This is a genomic window from Nocardioides lijunqiniae (genome assembly GCF_015024225.1).
Lineage (GTDB): Bacteria > Actinomycetota > Actinomycetes > Propionibacteriales > Nocardioidaceae > Nocardioides > Nocardioides lijunqiniae.
In genome coordinates this window covers 1-24,187 of the sequence record NZ_JACJGM010000005.1, presented here as the reverse complement: position 1 = coordinate 24,187, position 24,187 = coordinate 1, and the positions used below count along the sequence as shown (strand labels likewise).

General features: G+C 72.7%; 22 protein-coding genes and 1 pseudogene. 7 read left to right on the top strand and 16 right to left on the bottom strand.

Translation table 11 applies throughout. The features are described 5' to 3' along the window. Positions 1 to 18 precede the first annotated feature (18 nt). The 8 genes from IRQ30_RS03825 to IRQ30_RS03790 form a co-directional block, all read right to left on the bottom strand. Positions 19 to 936 (bottom strand): TIM barrel protein, encoded by a 918-nt coding sequence (locus IRQ30_RS03825; protein ID WP_193611712.1) that lies wholly within the window; start codon positions 934 to 936, stop codon positions 19 to 21. Between the two features lie 10 nt (positions 937 to 946). Further along, positions 947 to 1,696 carry a phytanoyl-CoA dioxygenase family protein gene (locus tag IRQ30_RS03820; protein WP_193607850.1) on the bottom strand — a complete coding sequence of 250 codons (750 nt, stop codon included), beginning with the start codon at positions 1,694 to 1,696 and terminating at the stop codon, positions 947 to 949. Positions 1,697 to 1,823: 127 nt separating this feature from the next. Continuing rightward, on the bottom strand, positions 1,824 to 2,897 hold the full coding sequence (locus tag IRQ30_RS03815; protein ID WP_193607851.1) for a Gfo/Idh/MocA family oxidoreductase: 1,074 nt from the start codon (positions 2,895 to 2,897) through the stop codon (positions 1,824 to 1,826). A 70-nt stretch (positions 2,898 to 2,967) separates the two neighbouring features. Beyond that, complete coding sequence (locus IRQ30_RS03810; RefSeq protein WP_227466944.1) at positions 2,968 to 4,152, bottom strand: Gfo/Idh/MocA family protein; 1,185 nt, start codon at positions 4,150 to 4,152, stop codon at positions 2,968 to 2,970. 81 nt (positions 4,153 to 4,233) lie between these two features. Then, positions 4,234 to 5,163, bottom strand: coding sequence for a PfkB family carbohydrate kinase (locus tag IRQ30_RS03805; RefSeq protein WP_193611711.1), 930 nt, complete (start codon positions 5,161 to 5,163; stop codon positions 4,234 to 4,236). After that, on the bottom strand, positions 5,160 to 6,062 hold the full coding sequence (locus IRQ30_RS03800) for a nucleoside hydrolase (RefSeq protein WP_193611710.1): 903 nt from the start codon (positions 6,060 to 6,062) through the stop codon (positions 5,160 to 5,162). The genes IRQ30_RS03805 and IRQ30_RS03800 overlap by 4 nt, the downstream gene beginning before the upstream one ends. Continuing rightward, positions 6,047 to 6,718, bottom strand: a complete 672-nt coding sequence (locus tag IRQ30_RS03795; RefSeq protein WP_193611709.1) for a ThuA domain-containing protein — start codon at positions 6,716 to 6,718, stop codon at positions 6,047 to 6,049. Before IRQ30_RS03795 ends, IRQ30_RS03800 begins: the two co-directional genes overlap by 16 nt. 95 nt (positions 6,719 to 6,813) lie before the next feature. Continuing rightward, on the bottom strand, positions 6,814 to 8,259 hold the full coding sequence (locus IRQ30_RS03790; protein WP_338087782.1) for an MDR family MFS transporter: 1,446 nt from the start codon (positions 8,257 to 8,259) through the stop codon (positions 6,814 to 6,816). A gap of 96 nt (positions 8,260 to 8,355) precedes the next feature. Between IRQ30_RS03790 and IRQ30_RS03785 the strand changes: the two genes are divergently transcribed. Continuing rightward, positions 8,356 to 8,964, top strand: coding sequence for a TetR family transcriptional regulator (locus IRQ30_RS03785; protein ID WP_193611707.1), 609 nt, complete (start codon positions 8,356 to 8,358; stop codon positions 8,962 to 8,964). Positions 8,965 to 8,989: 25 nt separating this feature from the next. On the opposite strand, the gene IRQ30_RS03780 is transcribed toward IRQ30_RS03785, so the two are convergent. Then, positions 8,990 to 10,258, bottom strand: coding sequence for an MFS transporter (locus tag IRQ30_RS03780; RefSeq protein WP_193611706.1), 1,269 nt, complete (start codon positions 10,256 to 10,258; stop codon positions 8,990 to 8,992). Positions 10,259 to 10,314: 56 nt separating this feature from the next. Between IRQ30_RS03780 and IRQ30_RS03775 the strand changes: the two genes are divergently transcribed. From IRQ30_RS03775 to IRQ30_RS03765, 3 genes are all read left to right on the top strand, one after another. Beyond that, complete coding sequence (locus IRQ30_RS03775) at positions 10,315 to 11,280, top strand: ArsR/SmtB family transcription factor (RefSeq protein ID WP_193611705.1); 966 nt, start codon at positions 10,315 to 10,317, stop codon at positions 11,278 to 11,280. 191 nt (positions 11,281 to 11,471) lie between these two features. After that, positions 11,472 to 12,221: a ZIP family metal transporter gene (locus IRQ30_RS03770; protein WP_193611704.1), complete on the top strand. Its 750-nt coding sequence runs from the start codon at positions 11,472 to 11,474 to the stop codon at positions 12,219 to 12,221. Positions 12,222 to 12,267: 46 nt separating this feature from the next. After that, the gene (locus IRQ30_RS03765) at positions 12,268 to 12,981 is read left to right on the top strand and encodes a transporter substrate-binding domain-containing protein (RefSeq protein WP_193611703.1); all 714 of its coding nucleotides are present in this window, start codon (positions 12,268 to 12,270) and stop codon (positions 12,979 to 12,981) included. Positions 12,982 to 12,984: 3 nt separating this feature from the next. Here the strand turns inward: IRQ30_RS03765 and IRQ30_RS03760 are convergent, their stop codons facing one another. Genes IRQ30_RS03760 through IRQ30_RS03745 form a run of 4 tightly spaced genes read right to left on the bottom strand, consistent with a single transcriptional unit; the run spans position 12,985 to position 17,441 of the window. Then, positions 12,985 to 14,298, bottom strand: coding sequence for an LLM class flavin-dependent oxidoreductase (locus IRQ30_RS03760; protein WP_193611702.1), 1,314 nt, complete (start codon positions 14,296 to 14,298; stop codon positions 12,985 to 12,987). A gap of 37 nt (positions 14,299 to 14,335) precedes the next feature. Beyond that, positions 14,336 to 15,649, bottom strand: coding sequence for an NtaA/DmoA family FMN-dependent monooxygenase (locus tag IRQ30_RS03755; protein WP_338089556.1), 1,314 nt, complete (start codon positions 15,647 to 15,649; stop codon positions 14,336 to 14,338). Continuing rightward, positions 15,646 to 15,963 carry a hypothetical protein gene (locus tag IRQ30_RS03750; RefSeq protein ID WP_193611701.1) on the bottom strand — a complete coding sequence of 106 codons (318 nt, stop codon included), beginning with the start codon at positions 15,961 to 15,963 and terminating at the stop codon, positions 15,646 to 15,648. The genes IRQ30_RS03755 and IRQ30_RS03750 overlap by 4 nt, the downstream gene beginning before the upstream one ends. Then, the gene (locus IRQ30_RS03745) at positions 15,960 to 17,441 is read right to left on the bottom strand and encodes a sodium:solute symporter family transporter (protein ID WP_227466943.1); all 1,482 of its coding nucleotides are present in this window, start codon (positions 17,439 to 17,441) and stop codon (positions 15,960 to 15,962) included. Before IRQ30_RS03745 ends, IRQ30_RS03750 begins: the two co-directional genes overlap by 4 nt. 173 nt (positions 17,442 to 17,614) lie before the next feature. On the opposite strand from IRQ30_RS03745, the gene IRQ30_RS03740 reads away from it, so the two are divergent. Beyond that, complete coding sequence (locus IRQ30_RS03740) at positions 17,615 to 18,958, top strand: MFS transporter (RefSeq protein WP_193611700.1); 1,344 nt, start codon at positions 17,615 to 17,617, stop codon at positions 18,956 to 18,958. After that, positions 18,955 to 19,566 carry a hypothetical protein gene (locus tag IRQ30_RS03735; RefSeq protein ID WP_193611699.1) on the top strand — a complete coding sequence of 204 codons (612 nt, stop codon included), beginning with the start codon at positions 18,955 to 18,957 and terminating at the stop codon, positions 19,564 to 19,566. The genes IRQ30_RS03740 and IRQ30_RS03735 overlap by 4 nt, the downstream gene beginning before the upstream one ends. A gap of 20 nt (positions 19,567 to 19,586) precedes the next feature. Here the strand turns inward: IRQ30_RS03735 and IRQ30_RS03730 are convergent, their stop codons facing one another. Then, positions 19,587 to 21,305: a 3-keto-alpha-glucoside-1,2-lyase-like domain-containing protein gene (locus IRQ30_RS03730; protein WP_193611698.1), complete on the bottom strand. Its 1,719-nt coding sequence runs from the start codon at positions 21,303 to 21,305 to the stop codon at positions 19,587 to 19,589. Between the two features lie 101 nt (positions 21,306 to 21,406). Further along, positions 21,407 to 22,165, bottom strand: a complete 759-nt coding sequence (locus IRQ30_RS03725) for an SseB family protein (RefSeq protein WP_193611697.1) — start codon at positions 22,163 to 22,165, stop codon at positions 21,407 to 21,409. 262 nt (positions 22,166 to 22,427) lie between these two features. On the opposite strand from IRQ30_RS03725, the gene IRQ30_RS03720 reads away from it, so the two are divergent. Further along, a complete protein-coding gene (locus IRQ30_RS03720) occupies positions 22,428 to 23,435 on the top strand; it encodes a 5'-3' exonuclease (RefSeq protein ID WP_193607868.1) in 1,008 nt (335 codons plus the stop codon). A gap of 60 nt (positions 23,436 to 23,495) precedes the next feature. Here IRQ30_RS03720 and IRQ30_RS03715 read toward each other — a convergent pair. Continuing rightward, positions 23,496 to 24,187, bottom strand: a pseudogene (locus IRQ30_RS03715) (hypothetical protein); the annotation flags it as partial.

The following is a 24,187-nucleotide window of genomic DNA, read 5'->3' as shown; positions in this document are numbered from 1 at the left end:
GAGGGATGGGCGGGACGTTCAGACGTTGACGTGCGGGTCGAGCGTGCGGCGGGCGATCTCGAGGCCCCGGTAGACGCGCTCGGGGTCGCCGCTCCAGACGGGGTCCTCGTGCTCGACGGAGACGACGCCGTCGTAGCCGGCCTGGAAGAGCGTGTCGACGACGCGGCGCCAGTCGACCTGACCGAGGCCGGGGATCCGGTAGCGCCACCAGCCGCTGACCCAGGGCTCCCTGTCGAGCACCCGGCCGAAGACGCCGTAGCGGTCCCGGGCGGCGGCATCGACCTCGACGTCCTTGGCCTGGACGTGCAGGACGCGGTCGGCGTGCGCCTCGAGCGCGGCCACGGGGTCGATGCCGAGCCAGACCAGGTGGGAGGGGTCGTAGTTCAGCCAGAGGCCGAGCTCGCCCATCCAGCCCCAGAGCTCGGGCGAGTAGGCCAGGTTGGCGGGGTAGCCGTCGGGGTGCCAGCCCTCCATCGGGCAGTTCTCGACGACCAGGCGCACGTCCCGCGCCGCGGCGTACTCCACCAGCGGTGGGAGCTCCCGCTCGGCGAGCGCCAGGTTCTCCACCAGGGTCTGGGAGACGTCGCGGCCGACGAAGGTGCCGACGAGGCCGACCCCCAGCAGCTGCGCCGCGTCGATGCAGCGTCGCAGGTGCTCGTGCGTGGCCTCCCGGACGGCGAGGTCCTCGTGCAGGTTGTTCTCGTAGTAGGCGAGCGCCGAGATCTCCAGGCCGTGCCCGTCGAGCAGGGACCGGACCCGGGCCGCGTCGGGGGCCCCGAACGACTCCACGTCGAGGTGGCTGGCCTCCCAGTCACGGCCGGGACGGTCGGGCCACGCGGCGACCTCGAGGGCGGCGTACCCGTGGCCGCCCGCCCACCCGGCGACGTCCTCCAGGGACTCGCCGGGCAGGCAGGCCGTGAGGAGACCCAGCCTCACGAGCAGGCCCTCACGCGCTCGCCGGGACGTTGGCGTAGTCGTTGCCGGCGAGGTCGCGGCCGCGGGCCAGCCAGATCTTCCAGCCCTCGTTCTGGGGCACGTCCTGCATCTTCACCGACGACGGGAAGTAGCGCATCGTGTAGCCGGTGCGCCGGATGTCGCTGGTGTTGGCGGCCGCGCCGTGGACGATGCGACCGTCGTGCATGGAGAACTCGCCGCGCTTCAGCTCGAAGTAGACCGCCTGGTCCTCGTCGACGCCGGCCAGGCCCGCGTGGAAGGTCTGCTCGGTGATGTCGGTCGGCTCGTAGTTGTCGGAGAAGCCGCCGTCCAGGTGCGTGCCGGGGATGACCCGCATGCAGCCGTTCTCCTTGAACGAGCCGTCCTCGAGCGCCAGCCAGATCGTGACGATGTGGTCGTAGCTGTCGAAGCGGCCCTCCCAGAACGCGCTGTCCTCGTGCCACGGCGTCGCGCGCCCGGTGCGTGGGTCCTTGGAGATGAAGTGGCTCGACCACAACGCGATGTCGGGGCCGATCAGCTCCTCGATGAGGTCCAGCACCTCCTCCGACATGAGGAACTCCAGGAGCCGCTCGTCGCGGTAGTGCGGCGTGTCCAGCTCGTCGGAGAGCTTGTCGCCCTTGTCGGCGAGGTGCTCGTTGAAGATCTGCTCCAGCCGGGACAGCTGCTCCTCGGAGAACAGCTGACGGCCCGGAAGCAGGTAGCCCTGGGTGCGGAAGTGCTCGATGTCCTGCTCGCTCAGCACGGCTCTGCCTTTCGGTTCGTGGTCTGCGGTGTGGCGTCGGGTGACGGTGTCGAGGACGCTACGGAGGAGGCACCCACCCCCACGACGCCTTTCCTCGGCGGCGGTCGACCTATCTTCGGCAGGCGCCTCAGGAGCGCTCGATCGCGCGGATGATCTCGACGAACAGCTCCATGTCCTGGACGTAGTCCTCGGGGCTGGTCTTGGGGGTCCCTCCACCGGTGACCACGTCGTGGAAGTGCTCGAGCTCGTAGGTGTAGGGGTCCTTGAGGTGCGGACGCCGGACGGACCGCTCGTAGGAGTCGCCGTCGGTGAGCTCGAGGTGCAGCGTCGTCGGGAAGTGCCGCACGTAAGGCGTGTCGTACTGCACCTTCATCGTCCCGCTGGCGCCGTAGACCTCGATGTAGGTGTCGTAGCGCAGCTGGTCGTCCACGCCGGTCTCGTAGGTGACCACGAAGTCGCCGTAGTCGAGCAGCGCGACGACGTAGCCCCCGCTGCGCCACATCTTGGCGGCCGACACCTTCTGCGGGCGGCCCAGGAGCTCGCGCATCGCAGAGAGGTCGTGGCTGCCGAGCCCGCACAGCAGGCCGTAGGTCCACTCGAGCTCCTGCGGCACGTCGCCGAGGGCCTCCTTGACCAGGGCGGAGCGGCGCGCCCACTTCTCGTCGGCCGCCGACTGCGGCACGTCGTCGGGCCGGTCGACGTACGACGTCTGGTCGACGATCAGCCGGTTCTCGCCGATGACGTCGTGCACGCGTGCGTAGCGCAGCTCCCCGAGCTCGGGCAGGCGCTCCACGGCCTCGTTGAAGGCCGGCGCGAAGCGGCGCATGTAGGCGACCATGACCGTCTTCCCGGAGCGGTCGCGCGCCGCGATGATCTCGTCGGCCTCGCGCGGGCTCAGGCACATCGGCTTCTCGACCAGGACGTGGATGCCGGCGTCGAGCGCGGCGATCGTGCACTCCGCGTGGTACTCGTCGCTGTTGAGCACCAGCACGCAGTCCAGGCCGCCGGCGGCGATCAGCTCGTGGAAGTCGGTGTAGCCGCGCTGGACCCGGTAGCGCTCCCCCAGGCGCTTGACCAGGCCGGGCGAGATGTCGCAGATCGCCGAGAGCTCGTAGCGCTCCGGCATCGACTCGATGATGGGCAGGTGGATGACCTGGGCGACCTCGCCCAGACCGATGACTCCGACACGCAGCTTGTTCACGGGGTCCCTCTCGATGGGTGGTGATGGGGGCAGGGGGCGCGCGCCGGGGAGCCGGCAGGCGCGGTGGTGGTCAGACCGAGGTCCAGGCGGAGTCGGCGTCGGAGGAGCGCTCGACGGCCTCGAGCACCCGCTGCACCTGCAGGCCGTCGGCGAACGACGGGGTCGGCGGGGTGCCCGTGGCGACGTCGCGCACGAAGTCGGCGATCTCGTGGACGAAGGTGTGCTCGTAGCCGAGGCCGTGGCCGGGGGGCCACCACGCGGCCGTGTAGGGGTGGTCGGGCTCGGTCACGAGGAGCCGGCGGAAGCCGGCGTCGCGCGCCGGCGAGGTGGCGTCGTAGACGTGCAGCTCGTTCATCGACTCGAAATCGAACGACACGCTCCCCCGCGAGCCGTTGACCTCGAGACGCATCGCGTTCTTGCGCCCGGTGGCGAAGCGGGTCGCCTCGAACGTCGCCAGCGCCCCGCCGTCGGTGCGTGCGAAGAAGACCGCCGCGTCGTCGACGGTGACCTCGCCGGTCTCGGTGCCGCCGCTGCCGCTGAGGCCGGACGCCGTCGAGGCGAGCGGCCGGCGCTCGACGAAGCGGGTGAGGTGGCCCGCGACGGAGGTGAGCTGCTGGCCGGTGATGAACTGCGCGAGGTCGACGACGTGGGCGCCGATGTCGCCCAGAGCGCCCGAGCCGGCCTTGTCCTTCTGCAGCCGCCAGACCAGCGGGAAGTCGGGGTCGACGATCCAGTCCTGGAGGTAGTGCGCGCGGATGTGGCGGACCTCGCCGACGAACCCCTCCTCGACGAGACGGCGGGCGTGGGCGAGGGCCGGCGTGCGTCGGTAGTTGAAGCCGACCGCCGACAGCACCCCGCGCTCCTGGGCGGCCTGGGCGGCGGCGGTCATCTTCTCCGCCTCCGCGACCGTGTTGGCCAGCGGCTTCTCGCACAGGACGTGCTTGCCGGCCTCCAGCGCCGCGAGCGCGATCTCGGCGTGGGTGTCGCCCGGGGTGCAGATGTCGACGACGTCGACGTCGTCGCGGTCCAGCACCGTGCGCCAGTCGGTGGTCCAGTCCGCCCAGCCCATCCGGTCGGCGGCCTCCCGGGTGGCCGACTCGGTGCGGCCGCAGATCACGGCGAGCTCCGGGCGCGCGGGCAGGTCGAAGAAGCGGTGCGCGTTGCGCCAGCCCTGCGAGTGCGCCGCGCCCATGAAGGCGTAGCCGATCATGGCGATGCCGAGCGTCGGCCGGGGTGCTGGGCGGTGCTGGTCCATGGCGCTCCTTCGTCCGACGTCGTCGGGATGCAAATCGGTTTGGTGAACGCTAGGCGTATCCGGCCCCCGGGTCAACGGTCTTCAGCCGCGCTCGTGCAGCGGGCCCACGCCGAGCTCGGCGCCCCGGGCGAACGACGCCTGGGCCCCGCGCCGCTGCACGGCGAAGGTGCCGGCCCGCACCCCGAGGCGAACGGCGTCGACGAGGTCGGCCCCCGCGCTGAGCGCTGCCGCCAGCGCCCCGGTGAAGGCGTCGCCGGCACCGGTCGTGTCGACCGCGGTCACCGGCTCGGCCTCCACGTGCTCCACGTGCGCGCCCTGCCCGACGACCGCTCCCTGCGCTCCGACGGTCACCACCACCGAGCGACAGCGACCGGCGAGCTCCGCGACGGCGGCACGCGCCGCCTCGGGTCCGCGGACCGGGTGACCGAGGAGGCCGCCCGCCTCGGACTCGTTGACGACCAGCGGGTCGCAGAGCGCCAGCAGCTCGTCGGCCAGCGGCCGGAACGGCGCCAGGTTGACCACCGCACGGCAGCCCACCTCGTCGGCGGCGCGCACCGCGGCGGCGAAGGCGTCCTCGGGGATCTCGGCCTGGGTGACCATCACGCCGGGCGGGCGGATGAGTGCGCGCACGGCACGCGAGGTGGTGCGCGGCTCCAGCAGCTCGTTGGCTCCCGGGGCCACGACGATGGAGTTCTCGCCGGTCGCGTCGACCATGACGAACGCCATGCCGGTGCGCGCCGGGGTCGGCAGCACCTCGGAGGTGTCCACCCAGGCGTCAGCCAGGTCCTTGGCCAGGGCTCGGCCGTCGTCGTCGCGCCCCACCCGCGCGACGAGGGCGGTGCGGGCCCCCAGCAGGCTGGCCGCGACGGCCTGGTTGCCGCCCTTGCCACCGGAGCCCACCGAGGCCTCGCCGCCCAGGACGGTCTCCCCCGGCTCGGGCAGGATCCCCACCCGGCACACGTAGTCGCGGTTGACCGACCCCACCACGACGACGTCGACCTGGCGGGTCACGGGAGGCTCGCCATGCGCTCGAGGAACAGCGCGCGGAACGCCGCGGCGTCCACGTCGGTGGCGATGCGGCAGTTGGGCGTGGGCGGGTCCTCCCACATCAGCAGGTCGGCCACGGCGACGCCGCGAGCCACCCTGCCCTCGGTCTCGACCGCGACGTGCGCGTCGCGCCAGGTGACCAGGTCCGGGCGCGTGACGACCGCGACCGCGAGGGGGTCGTGGAGGGCACAGCTGCCCTGCTCGAGCTCCTCGCGCGGCTTGACCTGCTCCTGAAAGTCGATCCAGCCGTGGGTTGCGGCTGCGGCGACCCCGCCGAACGAGCCGCCCTCGGCGAGCTCGTCGGCGTCGGCGCGGCTCAGCCGCACCCGCCGGGTCACGTCGAGCCCGACGAGCCGGAGCGGCGCGCCGCTGTCGAGCACGGCCTGGGCGGCGTCGGGGTCACACCAGAAGTTGTACTCCCCCGGCATCGCGGCGACGTTCGTCTGCTCCAGGAACACCCCGCCCATGACCACGACCTCCCGGACCGCCCCCGCGACCCCCGGGGACAGCGCGAGCGCGCGGGCGACGTTCGTGAGCGGGCCGATGGCCACGACCGTGAGCTCGCCCGGCTCGGCGAGGACGCGGCGCGCGAGCTCGCGGGCCGCGTCGTCGCCGGCAGGGGCACCCTCGACGACCTGGAGGTCGTCGTGGCCGAGCACGCCGAGCAGCTCGCGGGTGAGGCGCGTGGACGTCGCCACGTCGCTGTTGCCGCCGACGGTCGTGACGAGCTCGACCCGGAGGTCGGGGTCGGCGAGGGCGAGGGCGAGCGCGAAGCCGTCGTCGATGTCCGATCCCGGCGCGCCCATGGCCAGGTCGGTGTCGAGGATGATCCGGGTGGGAGCCGCGCTCAGCGGCTCGCCCACAGCAGGCCCCGCTCGGTCAGCGTCCGCACGTCAGGGTGGTCGAGATCCTCGAGCTTGTGGCCGATCGTCGAGACGAAGACCTTGCCGGTCCCCCACTGCCGCGTCCAGACGGCCGGGCAGGTCACGGTCTCGCGCCACGGGGTGTCCTCGCCGGGCTCGAACGTCGTCGTGGCGTAGACCTCGTTCAGCTCGTCGGTCAGCACCCAGTACTGCTCGGTGTTCAGCGACCAGCGCGGGCTGAGGCCGGTCATCAGCTCGTGGTCGGCCTTCTCGGGCAGCACGACGACGTCGTACTCGACGAAGCCGCCGGGGTGCGCGGCCCACTGGCCGCCGGTGAGGTGGAGGTAGTCGGGCGACCCGCGGTAGGAGTCGCAGACGCCGCCGTGCCAGCCGGCCAGGCCGGTCCCGGCAGCCACGGCCGCCGAGAGCCCCAGCACCTGCTCGTCGGTGGCCTCCCCCTGGGTGAAGCACTGCACGACCAGGTCGGTGGCCGCCAGCCGCTCGGCGTCGGCGTACACCTCGGGAGAGTCGTGGACCTCGACGGCGAAGCCGTGCTCCTTCAGGAACGGGATGAAGCGCTCGGTGGCCTCGACGGGACTGTGACCCTCCCAGCCACCCCGGACCACCAGTGCCTGACGGGTGCGCGTGCTGTCCATGCGGGTTCCTTCCTCGACGCGGTGTCGACGGCACGCTAGCCAAACGATTTGCAAAGCGCCAGCACTCGTCCCCGCGGGTCGCTCCCGCGGGTCGCTCAGGCCTCGTCGTGCTGTGCTGCCGGGCGCCGGACGAGGAGCGCCACCACGACCGCGGCCGCCGAGATCATGCCGCCGTACATGAGGGCGGAGTGGATGCCGTCCGCGGTCGCGTCGACGACGGTGGCCCCGGCGTCCGTGCCGGACGCGATGCCGCGGGTCATCACCGTGATGAACAGTGCCGTGCCGGCCGCTCCGGCCACCTGCTGCAGCGTCGAGACGATGGCGCTGCCGTGGGAGTAGAGGTGCTGCGGGAGGGAGCCGAGGGCGGAGGTCAGGAGCGGCGTGAACATCAGCGCGAGCCCGATGCTCATCAGGACGTGCATGCCGATCACGGTCGGCTGCCCGGTGGTGACGTCGAAGGACGTCATCCCCCAGAGCGCCAGGCTGGTGACGGCGGCTCCGGGAGCCACCAGCGGGCGGGGCCCGACGCGGTCGAACACGCGCCCGACGACCGGTGCGAGCAGGCCCATCGTCAGGCCACCGGGCAGGAGGACCAGTCCGGTCTCCAGCGTGGTGAGCCCCAGGACGTTCTGCAGGTAGAGCGGGAGCAGGATGAGGGTGCCGAACAGCGCCATCATGCTGACGGCCACCAGGGCGACCGCGATCGAGAACGACGGCACCGCGAAGGCACGCAGGTCCAGCAGCGCCCGGTCGCGCAGCGAGAGCTGGCGGACGGTGAAGGCCACCAGTGCGAGGCCACCGACGACCAGCGGGACCCACGGAGCGACGGGGACGTGCCCGGCAGCGCTCTCGCCGATGCTGCTCAGGCCGTAGATGAGCCCGCCGAAGGCCAGCGCGGACAGCACCACCGAGAGGACGTCGACCGGCACCCGGCGCGGCTCGGTCACGTTGCGCACCCACCGCGTGCCGAGCGCCAGCGACAGGAGCGCGATGGGCAGGACCAGCCAGAACATCCAGCGCCACGAGAGGGAGTCGAGGACGAGACCCGAGACGGTCGGGCCGATGGCGGGCGCCACGGAGATCACGATCGAGATCGTGCCCATCATCCGCCCGCGCCGCTCCGGCTCGACGAGGTTGAGGATCGTGGTGATGAGCAGCGGCATCATCAGCGCCGTGCCGACGGCCTGCACGACCCGGCCGGTCAGCAGCACGGGGAACGCCGGCGCGAGCGCGGCCACCAGCGTGCCGACGCTGAAGGAGCCCATGGCGGCCACGAACACGCTGCGCAGTGGGAAGCGGGTCAGCAGGTAGCCGGTCACGGGGATGACGACCGCCATGGTGAGCAGGAACGCCGTGGTCAGCCACTGGGCCGTGGTCGCGGGCACCGCGAACTCGCGCATCAGCTCGGGCAGGGCGACGCTCATGATCGTCTCGTTGAGGATGACGACGAACGCCGAGCCGACGAGCAGCGCGATCAAGCGGCGCGGGTGCGCGGTCCCCTCGGCGTCGCGCGGCGGTCGGGCGGTGAGGGTGTCGGACACGGGTACTCCTGGAGCGATGGTTCTGACGGCGGATGCCAGTGTGGCAGTGAATGACAACATGGCACGGTCCGCAATCATTCCTCCTATGCTGGGGCCATGACCGAGACCGTGCTGCGCGAGCGTCGTCGTCGCCAGACCGAGCGCGAGATCGGCGACGCCGCGCTCCTCCTCTTCGAGCAGCAGGGCGTCGACGGCACCACCGTCGACGACATCGCGCGCGCCGCGGGCGTCTCGGCGCGCACGTTCTTCCGCTACTTCCCCAGCAAGGAGCGGGCCGCGCTGGTGCCGCACACGGAGCTCGACGAGCGCGTCGAGGAGATGCTCGACGGCCTGGTCGCGGACCGTCCGCTGCTCGAGCAGCTCGAGGAGGTGTGGTGCGAGATCCTCGTCGCCCTCGACGACGGACGCAGCGAGCCCGGCCGGCTGCTCCTGCGGGTACGCCGCCTGATGCGCAGCGAGCCGGCGCTGCGCCTGGCCGCCATCGGCTACGACGAGGAGCGCGTCGACGCCCTGGTGGAGCGCCTCCGGGTGCTCCTCGGCGTCGACGACGACCTGGGCCCGCGGCTCGCCGTCACGACGGCGGCCGTGGTCGTCGGGGTGGCCCTGGACCGGTGGGCCGATGCCCGCGACGCCGGACGTCCCGTCGACCTGCTCGCCACCTACGCCGAGGCGCGTCGCCTGCTGCGCGAGTCCGTCTCCCCCTGACCGCGCTGCGATGCGCTGGGGCGGGCTACCCCACCGACGAGACCGGCGCAGCGGCCCGCCCGAGCTGGCTCCTGGTCGCCGAGGCTCGTCGAGCCACCTCGGCGACCAGGCACCCGGCCACCGCGAACACGCAGCCGAGGACGGCCCAGCCCAGCAGCCCGTGGTCGATCGCGGTGGCCGTGACCACGAGCGGGGAGAGCATGCCCGCGATGGAGTAGCCCATCTGGCTGACCCCCTGGTAGGCCCCCACGCTGCGCGGGTCGGCGAGCTCGAACGCGAGCCCCCAGGCCCCGGCCTCCGCCCAGATCTCGCCGAAGGTGGCGACGACCTCGGCGACGAGCAGGACCAGGACGGCGGCGACCGCCCCGACGCTGCCCGCGGCGGCGTAGAGCAGGCAGGCGGCGGCCAGCACGCCGCCGGCGCGGCGTACGGCCCGGCCCGCGACCCGGACGTCCTCGGTCCCCCGCGCGGCGCGCACCTGGAGCAGCGCGACCAGGATCGTGTTGACGATCAGCAGCACCGAGATCATCACCGTCGGCGCGTCGGTGTGGCCGGCGATCCACAGCGGGACGCCGACGCTCTGCAGCCCGAACTGCATCGCGATGACGGCGTTCAGCGACGAGACCGTGAGGTACGTCGTGTCGCGGAAGGGCGAGCGCCCACGGGCGGGAGCCGTCGCGCCCGGGACTCGCACCCCCATGACCTCCGCCAGGCCGGGGACGCGCTCGCGCAGGCCGAGCACGGGCAGCACCGAGACGAGGGCGAGCACGCCCACCACCACGATCGCCGCCTGGTAGGCCGTCCGCGTGTCCACGAGCAGGGCGATGCCCGCCGCGAGGGTGCCCAGGCCCATGAACACGTTGGTGACCACGCGCAGCCGGGCGCGCACCGCCACCCGGTCGGGACCCGTGAACCAGCGGGCGAGCAGCGCCGACTTGGCCGAGCCCTGGAGGCTGCGGAAGCCCACGGCCGCGCAGGCGGTGACCACGAACGACGTCCAGCCGTCGGCCACGACGTAGGCGAGCAGCGCCAAGGCCTGCGCGACCGACGCCCAGCGCAGCACCCGGTCGGCGCCGACGAGGTCGGAGAGCCGCCCCCCGAGGTAGGAGGCGGCCACCCCGGCGGCGCCGGCCACGGTCAGGCCGAGGCCCACGTCGGTGGCAGGCAGGCCGATGACCCGGGTGAAGTACAGGGCGCTCACGCTGTAGAAGACGCCGTTGGCGAGCGAGCCGGCGAGGGTCGTGAAGGTGAGGGCCCGCTCGACGGGGTCGTGCGGGAGCAGCTGGCGGGTCACGTCGCCGTTCTGTCACGGCCTGTCCGACCGGCGTTACTGATGTAGCGTCCTGCTACATGCTGGAGTACGACCTGAGCGGGACCGATCTCGCCGCCGTGCGCTTCGCGATCTCCCCGCTCACCGAGCTCGCGCTCTCGCTGCGCACGTGGCAGGACCCGGGCCGCTTCCCGCTCCACCTGCCGTGGCTGACCGCGACGCGGCGCGCCCGCGAGGGACTCGACACCGAGCTGCTGGTCGCGCTGAGCAACGAGCGCCTCCACCTCCCCGACTTCCTCACGCCCCGGCCGCGCACGCCGATGACCCGGATCGCCGACGAGCTCGCGGTCGTGTCGTCGACGCCCGCGGCGGTCGTGCGCGAGGACGTCGCGGAGGTCCACCCCGCCGGCCTGCCCCGGGTGCTGCGGGGCCCGACGGAGCGGGTCCTGGGTCGCACGGTGGCGGCGCTCGCCGACTACTGGACCGCCTGCTTCGAGCCGTGGTGGCCCCGGATGCGCGCGGTCCTCGAGGCCGACGTGGTGCACCGCGGACGCGTCACGGCCCGGGAGGGGACGTCGTCGATGTTCGCCGACCTCGCGCCCGAGGTGAGTCTCGACGGCGACGTGGTGCGGGTCAGCAGCGGCAGCGCCCACCTGCGACGCGGCATCACCGCCGGCGAGGGCCTGACCCTGGTGCCCTCGCTCTTCACCCAGGTCACCACCGGGCCCTTCGACCCTGCGGAGGCCCCCCTGCTCGTCTACCCGGCACGGGGCGCGGGGACGGTCTGGCAGGCGGAGCGCCCGGGCGGGCCCGACGCGCTGGCGGGGATCCTCGGCGAGGTCCGGGCCCGCCTCGTGACCCTGCTCGAGTCGCCGGCCTCCTCCACCGAGCTCGGGGTGCGTCTGGGCGTGACCACGTCGGCGGTCAACCAGCACCTGCGCGCCCTGCGCGCCGCCGGCCTGCTGACCTCCGCCCGGCACGGCCGGTCCGTGCTCTACCTGCGCTCCGAGCTCGGCGACGCGCTCCACGCGGGCTCGCTCGGGTGAGGCCGGCGGTCCAGTTTCGCCGGTCGACCGGCGAAACTGGACCCTGACCGCTGAAACTTCCCCCGGGAAGCGTGAGAAACGCCGGTCGACCGGCGAAACTCACCCGCCTACTCACCCGCCTGCGTCCCGACCCACGCGTCACCCGGAGCACGTCGGGGTACCAGGGGTCCGTCCGAGCGAGAGGTCGTGCGATGCCGGTGTGGCTGGAAGCGGGCGTGTGGGGCCTGGTCGCCGGCGGCGCCCTCGTCGTGGGCGCCCTGGTGTCCTGGTTCGTCCGGGTGCCGCAGCACGTGGTCGCCGTGGTGATGGCCTTCGGAGCCGGCGTGCTGATCTCGGCGCTCGCCTTCGACCTCGTCGACGAGGCCGAGCGGACCGGCGGGCTGCTGCCGACCGCCGTCGGGTTCCTCGGCGGCGCGACCGTCTACGTGCTGGCGAACGTCGCCCTGGCGTGTCGCGGCGCCCGGCACCGCAAGCGCTCGCAGGACCAGCAGCCCTCCGAGGACGAGCAGTCCGGCAGCGGCAGCGCCATCGCGGTCGGCGCCCTGCTGGACGGCGTCCCGGAGTCCGTCGTCCTGGGCCTGACCCTGGTCGGGGGCGGTGGAGTCGGGGTGCCGGTCCTGGCCGCGATCTTCATCTCCAACCTGCCCGAGGGGCTCTCCAGCGCCGCCGGCATGAAGGCGGGCGGGCGCAGCGCGCGCTACGTCTTCGGCGTCTGGGGCGGCATCGCCGTCGCCAGCGGCCTGGCCGGGCTGCTCGGCTGCCTCCTGCTGCAGGGAGCGCCGCCGGAGACGATCGCGGTCATCACCGCCGTCGCCGCGGGCGCCATCCTCGCCATGATCGCCGACACCATGATCCCCGAGGCATTCGACGAGACCCACCTCTACACCGGGCTCGTAGCCACCGTCGGGTTCATCGTGGCCTTCGCCATCGAGCGGGCGTGAGGGATCATCGGCCGGGCCGGCACCCCGGCCCGCCGAAGGAGACACCATGACGATCGACCAGGCCCTCGCCCCGCGACTGGCGCCGACGGGGGTGCTGCGCGCGGTCATCAACCTCGGCAACCCCGTGCTCGCCCACGGCACGCCGGAGGAGCCGGGCGGGATCACCGTCGCGATCGCCCGCGAGCTCGCGGGCCGGCTCGGGGTGCCGCTCGCGCTGGAGTGCGTCGACGCGGCCCGCAGGTCGCTCGCGGGGCTGACTGACGGCACCGCCGACGTGGCGTTCCTGGCCGTCGAGCCGGCGCGCGAGGTCGAGGTCCGCTTCTCACCGGCCTACCTCACGATCGAGGGCGTGTACGTCGTCGCGCTCGACTCGCCCGTCGCGACCGCGCCCGACGTGGACCGGCCCGGGGTGCGGGTGGGCGTCAAGCAGGGCTCGGCCTACGACCTCTTCCTCACCCGCACGCTCGAGCACGCCGAGGTCGTGCGCGGCTCCGACGGGGTCGCCGTCTTCCGCGACGAGGGCCTCGACGTGGGCGCCGGCATCCGGCAGCCACTGACCGCACTCATCGCCGACGACGAGAGCCTGCGGCTGGTCGAGCCCGCCTTCATGCAGATCCAGCAGGCGGTCGCCCTGCCCCGCGATCGGGGCGAGGAGGCCGCGGACGCCCTCGCGGCGTTCGTCCACGACCTCCTCGACTCCGGCTTCGTGCGGCAGGAGCTGGCCGCCGCCGGCCAGGACCCCGGGCTCGCCGCCGACTGAGCGCTACTGCTCGAGCAGGTGCTCGCGCAGCGTGCTGCCGGTGTACTCCGTGCGCAGCCGCCCGCGGCGCTGCAGCTCGGGCACGACCATGTCGACGAACTCCTCGAAGCAGCCCGGCGTGTAGGTCGCGATGAGCATGAAGCCGTCGGCCCCGCCCTCGTCGGCGTAGGTCTCGAGCTGGTCGACGATGGAGGACGGCGTGCCCACCAGCACCGGCATGCCCATGCCCTGCGCGTAGATGATCGCCGCCTCCGCGACGGTGACGGGCTCGCCGTTCTTGGCGTAGAGGATCGACTCGAAGAGGCCCTGGATCCCGGGCACCTCGATGTTCTGGATCTTGTCGTCGGGGTCGAACGTGGAGAAGTCCAGGCCGAAGTGGCCCGACATCCACGCCATCGCGCCCTCGAGCGGGATGCAGGCCTTGATCCGCTCGTACTTGGCCTGGGCCTCCTCCTCGGTGGCCGCGACGACCGTCTGGACGCCGAAGAGGTACTTCACGCTGTCGCGGTCGCGGCCGAACTTCGGCAGCCGCGAGTCGAGGTCGTCGACGTACTCGCGCATCCGCTCGACGTTGGGGTGCACCGCGAAGATCGCCTCCGCGTGCTTGGCCGCGAAGTCGCGCCCCCGCGGCGACGAGCCCGCCTGCCACAGCACCGGACGGCCCTGCGGCGAGGGCGCCACGAAGTGCCGGCCCCGGCTCTTGTAGTACTGGCCCTCGTGGTCGACGACCTTGACCTTGTCGGGATCGGCGTAGATGCCGGTCTCCGCGTCGGCGACGATCGCGTCCGGCTCCCAGGAGTCCCACAGCTGGTAGCACAGCTCCATGTACTCCTCGAGCCGCTCGTAGCGGTCGGCGCGCGAGGTCATCTCCTGGCCGTAGGCCTCCCACTCGCTCTTGGAGTACGACGAGACGATGTTCCAGGCGACCCGGCCGTCGGAGAGGTGGTCGAGGCTGGAGAGCCGGCGACACATCGAGTACGGGTGCTCGAACGCCGTCGAGAGGGTGACCCCGACGCCGAGGTGCTCGGTGGCCCGCGTGATGATCGGGACGATCGTCGAGGGCTCGTGGGTGGGGCACTGGATGGCGTACTTCACCGTGGCGTCCGAGCTGTCCTCGTGCGTCGTGTACGGCGCCAGCTCGTCGGCGATGAACATCCCGTCGAACAGGCCGCGCTCCATCGTGCGCGCCATGTGCTCCCAGTAGGCCGGGTCGGTGAAGGACCAGTTGACCTTGTCCTGGGGGTGGCGCCACATCCCGGTGGCGTGGCTGTTGACGCCGTTCTGGATGAAGCCGAGCAGGTGGAGCTTCTTCGTCATGCGGGGTGTCCGTTCGGGGAGGCGACCGACCCTGGGGTCAGTCGTGGCGGATGTTGTCGCGCAGCGTGCGTGCGGGGTACTCGGTGCGGTAGCGCCCGCGGCGCTGGAGCTCGGGGACCACCAGGTCCACGAACTCCTCGAAGCAGCCGGGGGTGTAGGTGGCCAGGAGGATGAAGCCGTCGGCTCCCCCGTCGTCGAGGAACGTCTCGATCTCGTCGGCGACCTCGGCGGGCGTGCCGACCAGGCGCGGCATCGAGAAGCGCGAGGAGTAGATCCGGGCCGCCTCGGCGACGGTGACCCGCTCGCCCTCGGCGGCCTGGGCGACGAGCGCGTCCTTGACGCCCTGGATGCCCGGCACGTCGATGTCGACCAGCGGAGCGTCGGGGTCCACCGCGCCGAAGTCGACGCCGAGCTGGCCCGAGAGCATGGCCAGCGCACCGCCCTCGGGCACGAGCGACTCGATCTCGTCTGCCTTGCGCCGGGCGGCCTCGGACGTCGGCGCGACCACCGGCAGGATCCCGTAGTAGAGCTTCACCTGCTCGGGGTCGCGCCCACATCGCGCGATGCGCTCGCGCATGTCGTCGCTGTAGGCGCGCATCGCCTCGACGGTCGGGTGGATGGCGAAGACCGCATCGGCCGTGGCCGCCGCGAAGTCGCGACCCTGCGGCGAGGAGCCGGCCTGGAAGATCACCGGCTCGCCCTGGGGCGAGGGCTTCACGAAGTGCCGTCCGCGACAGGTGAAGTGCGTCCCCCGGTGGTCGACCTCGGCGATCCTCGCCGGGTCGGCCCAGACCCCGGACGCGCGGTCCGCGACCACCGCGCCCGGTCCCCACGAGCGCCACAGCTTGCGGCACACCTCGACGTACTCGGCGATGCGCTCGTAGCGCTGCGCGCGGTCGGGCATCACCTCGCCGTAGGCCTCCCACTCGCTGGGCGAGTAGGAGCCCACGACGTTCCACGCCACGCGGCCCGCGGTGAGGTGGTCCATGGTCGAGAGCCGGCGCGCCATCGAGTACGGGTGCTCGAACGCCGTGGAGAGGGTCAGCCCCACCCCCAGGTGCGTCGTCGCTCCGCTGATGACCGGCGCGAGGGCGCCCGGCTCGTGGGTGGGGAACTGCACGGCGTAGCGCGCCGTGGCGTCCGAGGACCCCTCGAAGGAGCTGTACGGCGCGAGCTCGTCGGCCAGGAAGATGCCGTCGAACAGCCCCCGCTCCATCGTGCGAGCCAGGTGCTGCCAGTACTCCTGGCCGGCGAAGTCCCACCCGACCTTGTCCTGCGGGTGACGCCACATCCCGACGACGTGGCTGCTCAGGCCGTGCTGCGCGAATCCCAGGAAGTGGGCCTTCTTCACACCGCGCCCTTGCTCACCCGGGCACGCCGGTCCACGGAGAAGGCGACGACCACGGCCACCGCGCTGCCCAGGCTCAGGACGGGCAGCAGGTACCACGCGTACGGCGTCACGCTGATCAGCACGATGCAGCTGAACGACGCGACGACCCCGCCGAGCGCCTTGAGCGAGAACCTGCCGGTGTCCTCGGCCGGCACCTCCACCTCGACGCCGCGGTCACCGCCGTCGCGGAGGTGGACGAACTCGCGCACGCCCTCGCGGACGAAGAGGAACGTGATGACGACGGCCACGACCGTCGCGATCCAGAAGAGGGTCATGACCGGTCAGCCTTTGCGGTGAGGACGGGCTCGGGGGTGTCGTCGCGGTTGACGCGCTCCAGCTGCGCGTAGTCGAAGGTGCTGCGGGAGAAGGCGCTGCCCAGGATCAGCACGAGCAGCGAGCTGGACAGCAGCGTCGCGGTCCCCCACAGCTCATCGACGTTCTCGCGCACCAGGTAGCCCGCGATCGCGGCGACGAAGATCGAGGCCACGAACGCCGGGGCGGTGGTGCGCTTCCAGAAGATCGCGAACGTCAGCGGGAGGATCAGCGCCCCCTTGAAGAAGTAGATCGTGTTGACGGTGTTGATGTAGTCGTTGCTGGCGAGCACCACGATGCCGCCGAGCACACCGCCGGCGATGATGCTGCCCTTGGTGATGCGGAGCAGCTGCTTGTCCGGCATCTGCGGCCAGCGCGGCTTGACGACGTCGGTGGCGACCAGCGAGGAGAGCGCCGAGAAGGCGCCGTCGATGGTGGAGTAGCAGGCCTGCAGGATGATCGTCACGTAGAGGGCGACGAGCACGGTCGGGATGCCCAGGTGGGTGATCACGTAGGGGCCGATGGCCCCGGCGCCGTCGGCGCCCAGGTCCTCCATGGTGACGCCCTGCGAGATGCCGATCAGGCCGAACAGGCCCATGCACAGCGGGATCGGGTAGAACCACAGCCCGGCCCAGAGGAACGTGCGCGACATGCTGGCCGGCTTCATCGACCACGCCTTCTGCCAGAACGTCTGGTCGGCCATGGTGGAGGCCAGCAGGCCGAGCGCCAGCGAGATGCCGAACGCCGACGCGGCGGTGCTGTCGACGGGGTCCAGGTTGGCGCCACCCGCCTCCTCGACGCCCTTGAAGACGGTGGAGGCCCCGCCCGCCTTGGCGAGCGCGTAGAGGGTGATCAGGGCGGCCGGCACCGTGATGCAGAGCGTGCCGATGGTGCCGGTGACCGCGGAGGTCCAGAGACCGCCGAAGTAGGAGTAGACGGTGACGACCACGAGGGCCACCACCAGCACGGCGGTCGCCTGGAGGCCGAACACGACGCCCATGACGAGCACGATGCCGAAGAGGTTGATCAGGACCTCGCAGATGATGACCGCGATCATCACCAGCAGGATGACCGCGCTGGCCACAGGGCTCTCGAAGCGGTGCCGGACGAACTCGACGATCGTGTAGCCCTCCGGCATCCGGCGCCGCAGCGCCACCGCGAAGGGCACCATCAGGATCACGGCCAGGCCGTTGGGGACGACGAACCAGACCAGGCCCGACGTACCGAACGAGAAGGCCTGGGCCGAGGACATCATCACGGCCATGGACCAGGTCCAGACGGCGATCAGCGCGCCGACGCCGTAGCCGAAGCCGATCTGGCGGCCGGCGATGATGAAGTCGCGGGTACTGCTGATCAGGGTGCGGACCACCAGTGCGACGGCGAGCAGGCCGGCACCGAGTCCGATCATCAGGGCATAGCCCAGCAAGGGAGACAGGGTCATCGGGGTCATCGGTCCTAGGAAGGAGAGACGGGGCAGGAGGACCTCGTTCCGAGCCGAGGCGTACTAAACCTACTTATTCACTCGTCTTTGACCACAATCGGTCTCGTCCCCTGAGACGAAGCCTGGGACGACCGCTGGCACGACCGCCGGGCAAGCCCTGCGAGGATGAGCCGGTGCGTCGTGCCGTGGCCCCGTTGCTCGCCGTGACCGTGGCCCTGGTGCTGGCGGACTCGGCCGTCGTGACGTTGGCCCTGCCCGACATCCTCCAAGAGCTGGACGCGTCGGTCTCGCAGGTCGCCTGGGTGCTGATCTGCTTCAACCTGGTCCTCGGGCTGGGCGCCGTGCCGACTGCCCGGGCGCTGGTCCGGGTGTCGCCGCGCATCCCCAGCGCGGTCGGCATCGCCGTCTTCGCCGGCGCCTCGGCCTGGTGCGCCGTGGCGGGCTCCATCGACGTGCTGATCGTGGCGCGGTGCCTGCAGGCGCTCGGAGGGGCCCTCGCGCTGGTCGGGTGCCTCGAGCTGATGGTGGCGGAGTGGGGCGAGCGTCGCGGGGTCGCGGCCTGGGTGACGGCCGGCGTCGTCGGCACCGCGACCGGCCCGGTCGCGGGCGGGCTGCTCACGCAGGCGATCTCGTGGGAGGCGATCTTCGTCGTCCAGGTGCCCTTCGCCGTCCTGGCGGTGCCCGCGGCCCTCGCGGTGCGGGCCGCACCGGACCGGGCTCCGGACCGGCACCGCCCCGAGGTGCGCTCCAACCTCACGCTCGCCCTGCTGTCGGCCGCGCTGACGGCCGCGCTGTTCCTGCTCGTGCTGCTCCTCGTCGAGGGCTGGCGCCGCTCCCCCGCCACCGCGGCGATCACCGTGTCCGTCGTCCCGCTCGCGGCGCTGGCGGCGCGACCGCTCGCCCGGCTGCTGCGCCCCTCGCCGCAGGTCGAGGTCGCGGTGGGCTGCTTCCTGGTGGCGGGCGGCCTGGCGGGGCTGGCGATCCCACCGTCGGCCCACCTGGCCTGGACGATCGCACCCCAGGCCCTGGTCGGGCTGGGGCTCGGGCTCACCGTCGATCGCCTCACCGCGCAGGCCATGGACATGCGGCTGCCCCGCGTCCGGCACGCGGGCTGGACCATCGCCGCCCGTCACGTGGGTGTCGTGGTCGGCCTGGCGATCCTGACGCCGGTCTTCACCGCCGACCTGCGCGACGCCCAGGTCCCGGCCCAGGAGGCCATCACGGCACTGGTCATCGACGCCGCCCTCCAGCCCCAGGACAAGGTCGACCTCGCCCGCGGGCTCGGCGACGAGCTGTCGGAGCAGCAGGGCCGGGTGCCGGACCTGCACCGGGCCTTCACACGGCTCGACCTCGATCCGCAGGACCGCCGCGTCGCCGACGCCCTGGAGCGCGACCTCGACTCGCAGCTCGAGCGCGCCGCGACCCACGCCTTCCGCGACTCGTTCCTGATCGGGGCCGCCCTGGCGCTCGCGGCGCTGCTCACCGCCGTCGTCCCTCGCCGCAGGAGGACGTCGTGAGCACGTGGCTGCGCACCGCCGGACTCCCGGCGTCCGCACTGGCGCTCGTCGGCGCGGCGCTCGCCGTCCAGCTCGCCAACGGAGGCGGGTCGTTCGAGTCGTTGCGGACCGCGGACCCCTGCGTGGAGCGCACCGTGACCGCTCGGGCCGACGGCATCGAGGGCCTCACCGAGAGCCTGGTGCTGCTCGGCGTCGACGGCGCTGCCTGCCGCCTCGACACCAGCCGCGAGGCGTTCGTCCTGGAGCTCGGCCAGGGTGGCGAGCGCACGGATGCGGAGATCGACGCGCTGCGCGAGGGCCTGCGCGACGCCGTACGGCGCATGGACCGGGAGGGCTCGCTGCCGCCGGCCTCCGACCTCGTCGACGAGGCGCTCGACACCGCGGACCTCAACGGGTTCCTGGAGGCCGCCATCCGCGCGCTGCCGGATCGCGTGATCGACTCGGCCCTGAAGACCGACGACGTCCTGCTGCGCGCCATCGACGAGCTCGACCTGCGCGACCTCCTCGACGACCTGGAGAGCCAGGACGAGCTCAACGCGCAGCTGGAGGCCGCGATCACCCAGGCGGTCAAGGACTCGCTGGCCGCGCGGCTGCGCGACCTGATCTGACCGCTCGGGTGCGCCGGCGGCTACCTGCGCGCCCGGGTCACCTTGATCGTGGTGCGGGCCGAGCGGGCCTCGGCGAGGGCGTCGCCCAGGTAGGTGGCGGTGACGCGGACCGTGCCCGCCTTGGTGAACCGCGGGAGCCGCACCGTGGCGACGCCGCCGCGGAGCGTGCCGACGAAGGTCCTGGCGCCCACCTTGACGCGCACCTTGCCCGAGGGGACGACGCCGAGCGCACTCACCGCGACCCTCACCGTGGCGCGGGTCTTGCGGGCCACGACCTTGCGGGGCTGGGCCTTCACCGAGACCGTCGACGCCGCCTTCCTGACCGTCAGGGTGGTCAGGGGGCTGGCGCTCGCACCGGTGGCGGTGTCACCGACGTAGTGCGCCTCGAGCGGCACGGCTCCCACGGAGGCGAAGGGGCCGACCGTGCCGGTGGCCCTGCCCTCCGCGAGGGTCAGCGTCGTCAGCCGGGTGGCGCCGGACCAGACCTCGACGGCACCTGTGGGGGTGTCGCCGCTGGACGCGACCGCCACGGATACCGCGGCCGTGCCGCGCCGGACCGGCACGGAGGTCGGCGCGACCGTCAGCGACGTGGTCGAGGCGTCCGGGTCGACGCCCGGGCGCACCTGGATGCTGCGGAAGTCGACCTCGTCGCTGGCGCTGCGGTTCTCGAGGCCGACGTAGCCGGTGACGGGCGCCGTCCCGGTGCGGGCCAGCGAGTTGACCACGACGTCGTTGAGGGAGACCCGGATCCGGGAGGCGGTGACCTGCACCCGGTAGGTGTTCCACTCGCCGAGCGGGTGCAGCGCACCCGCCACGGCGGTGCGGTCGGCCGCCTGCATGGCGCCGCCGGTGGGCACGATGGCGCCGGTGTCGGCGCCGATGGCGATCTTGTAGCCGCCCACCGGGTCGGCGCCGCCGCGGCTGCTGGAGGCGACGTAAAGGCTCGAGTCGTCGTTGGAGGCGGTGCGGCGCCAGTCGAGCTCGAGGGTGTACGGCTCGCTCTGCTGCTGGGTGAACCAGGTCGCGCCGCGGCCGCGGAAGCTGCGGATCGTGCAGTCGGTCTGGCGGCCGAAGGCACCCGCGCCGGCCTTGCGCCAGCCGTCGAAGGACGCGAACGTCCCGTCGAACAGACTCGTGGCCCCGGGGTCCGCGGGTGTCGCCGCGCAGGGGTCCGGGGCGGCGCCACCGACCTGGACGGCGTCGAAGTTGAGGCGGCAGAAGTCCGTGGAGCGGTCGCACTGCAGCGCCACGGTGTTGGCGCCCTCGGCCAGGGTGACCTGGTAGGTGACGAACCGCCACGTCTCCCAGTCCTCGAGGCTCGTCATCGGCAGCTGCATGAGCCGTCGGGCCCCGCCGTTGGTGAGCAGGCCCATCGACCGGGTGACGTTCTCGCCGGCACCGAGCGGGCCTGCGGCGTACCGCACGTGGATCGGGTAGACCCCGGCCTCCGGCGCCGTCACGCTCATGGTCGAGCTCATGCCGGTCTCGCGGAAGGTGTAGGAGCCGGTGCCCGAGAAGTTCCCGTGGTCGCCGGAGTTGAGGCCCGGGCCGCCCGCGATGACGCCGTCCTCGACCTCGACCCACGCGACGACGTCGTCGCCGGGCGCTGCCGCCGCCGGGGCGGCCACGGCGCCGAGCGCCGGGAGGGCCACGGCCAGGGCGGCCGCCGCGGTCACGAGGTGGGAGGTCGTACGGCGCGAGCGCACCGGCTGTCGGGGGGCCGTGCGCAGCGTCCACATGCGCCGAACGTATGGCCGCCGTCACACAGAGTCAAGAACCACGTCCAGACTCGTGAACGATCTCGCCAGTCGGTTCACATTCTCGAACAGTCGGCACCCCGTCAGGCCGAGGCGAGGCCGGCCCGCACGGCGGTCAGCTCGTCGGGGCGCAGCGCGACCCACGGGCCGGCAGGGTTGAGCACCAGCGCGACGAACGGCTCGGCGAGCGCCTCCTCCACGACCCGGGCGACGTCGACCGCGACGAACGCGTCGTCCGGCGCGCGGACCACCACCTCCGCCGGCGACGTGAAGGCCAGCCGCGCCGGCGAGCCGTCCGGCATCGCGGTGGTGCGCGCCCGGGCGCCGTCCGGCTGCTCGTCCACCGCGTAGAACAGCACCCCTCCCCCGGCCAGGGCGTCCACGACGGCCGAGGAGCCGTGCGGGATCGCATCCTTGACCGCGTCGTTGCGTGGGTTGCGCAGCACGAAGCTCGCCTCGGCGAGGTTGATGGCGCAGGTGGGTCCGGCCGGGTCGAGGTAGAGCCAGCCGTGTCCCTGGGAGGCCGTCAGCTCCAGCACGGAGGCGGCCGGCTGCCCGACGGTCTGCACGTGCGTGCCGGCCGGGTGCATCCGCGCGACCTCCTCCTGCCGCGTGAACGCGAACAGCGCGGTGGCACCGTCCGGTCCGGTGCCGCCGGCGAAGCGCAGGGTGGAGCCGGCCGCGATCGTGCCGCCGTCGACCTGGAGGTCCGAGGCGGTCGCGTCGAGCAGCAGCTCGCCCTGGAACAGGTGTCGCAGCACCTCCAGGTAGGTGGCCTGGTTGCTGTCCGCGGCGAACGCGGCGAGCGCCGTACGGAGAGGGACGTTGTCGACGAGCTCCATGCGTCGACCCTAGGTGTCCGCGCTCCGCGGGGACGCCTCAGGCGGGGACCTGCAGCCGCCCGCCGCGGCCCTTCTCGGCGGCAGGGGCGACCGGCGCGGTCTCCACGACGACCACGGGGCAGGCAGCGGCACGGAGCAGAGCGCGGGTCACGGCACCCACGTGCGAGTAGACCCGCACGTCAGCACGCCGGTGGGCTCGGAAGACCCCGATCGGCGGGACCTTCGTCCCGATCGTGGCGAGCCGTAGGGTGGACCCACCGTCATGCCGAGCCCCACGCCCCCCTCCCCCGAGCCGCGCCTGCTGCTCACCGTGGACGCCCCGTCGCTGCTGCACCGCAACCACCACGCGCGCGTCGATTCCGGGCTCCGCGACCAGGGCGGCCGTCCCGCCTGGGCCCTGCACGGCATGCTGCGCCAGATCCTGGAGGTCGTCGACCAGTTCGCGCCGGACGCGGTGGTCTTCGGCCTCGACGACCGCACGGCCTCGGTGCGCACCGAGACCTACCCGGCCTACAAGGCCGGCCGGCGCGAGAAGGACCCGGCCCTGGTCGACCAGCTGGAGCGCGCCAGCGCCCTGCTCGACGCGCTGGGGCTGCTCACGGTCACCCCGCCCGGTCTGGAGGCCGACGACGTCAGCGCGTCGGCCGCGACGTGGGCCGAGGCCTCGGGATGGCACTGCGTGATCGTGACCTCCGACCGCGACTCGTTCGCCCACATCAGCGACCGCACCCGCGTCCTGCGGCTCATCAACGGCGGCATCAACGGCTCCCCGTTGCTCAACCCCGCACGGCTGCACACCCTCTACGGCATCGCCGCCGAGCACTACCTGGAGTACGCCGCCCTGCGCGGCGACACCAGCGACAACCTTCCGGGCGTGCCGGGGATCGGCGAGAAGTCCGCGCCGGTGCTGCTCAGCCAGATGGGCTCCATGCGGTCGGTGTGGGCCGACATCGACCACTGCGGCGGCGCCAACCTCGTGGCCGCCCTCGACTCCTACTGCGAGGAGGAGGGCCTGCGCCGGATCGGCCCCGGGCTGCTCAAGCGGCTGACCGCGCCGGGCGCCCGGGAGCGCTTCGAGTTCAACCTCGCGCTGATGTCCGGTCGCACCGACCTGGACCTCGGCCTGACCCCCGACCAGCCGGGCACGCCGGGGCTCCTGCCGCTCGACCCCGACCGCGTGTCCCAGGTGGTCGGCTACCTCGGGGTGCCCGCCACCACGGACCTGGCGCTGCGGGTGCTGACCGAGCCGCCGGCCTCCGTCGGGGGCTGACGCGCCGGACGACGACGGCCCCCCGGATCGCTCCGGGGGGCCGTCGTGGTCGAGCGGGGATCAGTCGGTCTCGTTGTCGGAGACCTTCCAGTCGCCGTCCTCCTTGACGAGGGTCAGCGTGCCCTTCTCGGTGAACTTGGTGTCACCGCCGAACAGGTCGCTGAACTTGTCCTCGTCGCTCCCGGTGTACTCGATGTCGGCGGTGTACTTGACCGTGGCCTCGTCGTCCTTCTCGTTGACGTCGCCGATCTTGATGTCGGCCTCGATGTCGTCGAGGAGGTCGGTGAACTCCTTCGTGGCCTGGTCCTCGGAGAGCTTGTCGCCCAGGGCGCTGCACGAGTCGACGTCGTTGGCCTCGAAGGTGTCCTTGAGCCGGTCCTTGGCGGTCAGCTCGCACACCTCCTCCTGGTCGCCGCTGAACTGCGCGTCCAGGAAGTCCTCGGCAGCGCCCTTGGCGCCACCGCCTCCGCCGAGCACGACGAAGAACAGGACCAGCGCCAGGACGACCAGCAGCGCGACGGCGCTTCCGATGATCGCGATCAGCTTGCCCTTGCCCTTCCCCTTGCCGCCGCCGGACCCTCCGCCGACCGGCGGCTGCCACGGCGGCACACCGCCGCCGGGCTGGCCGCCCTGCTGCGGGTAGCCCTGCTGCGGGTACCCCTGCTGGGCGTAGTCGGGCTGCTGCCACTGGGCCGGCGGCGCCTGCGGCGGCGGTCCCTGCGGCGGGGCGCCGGGGGCCGGCCCGCGCGGGG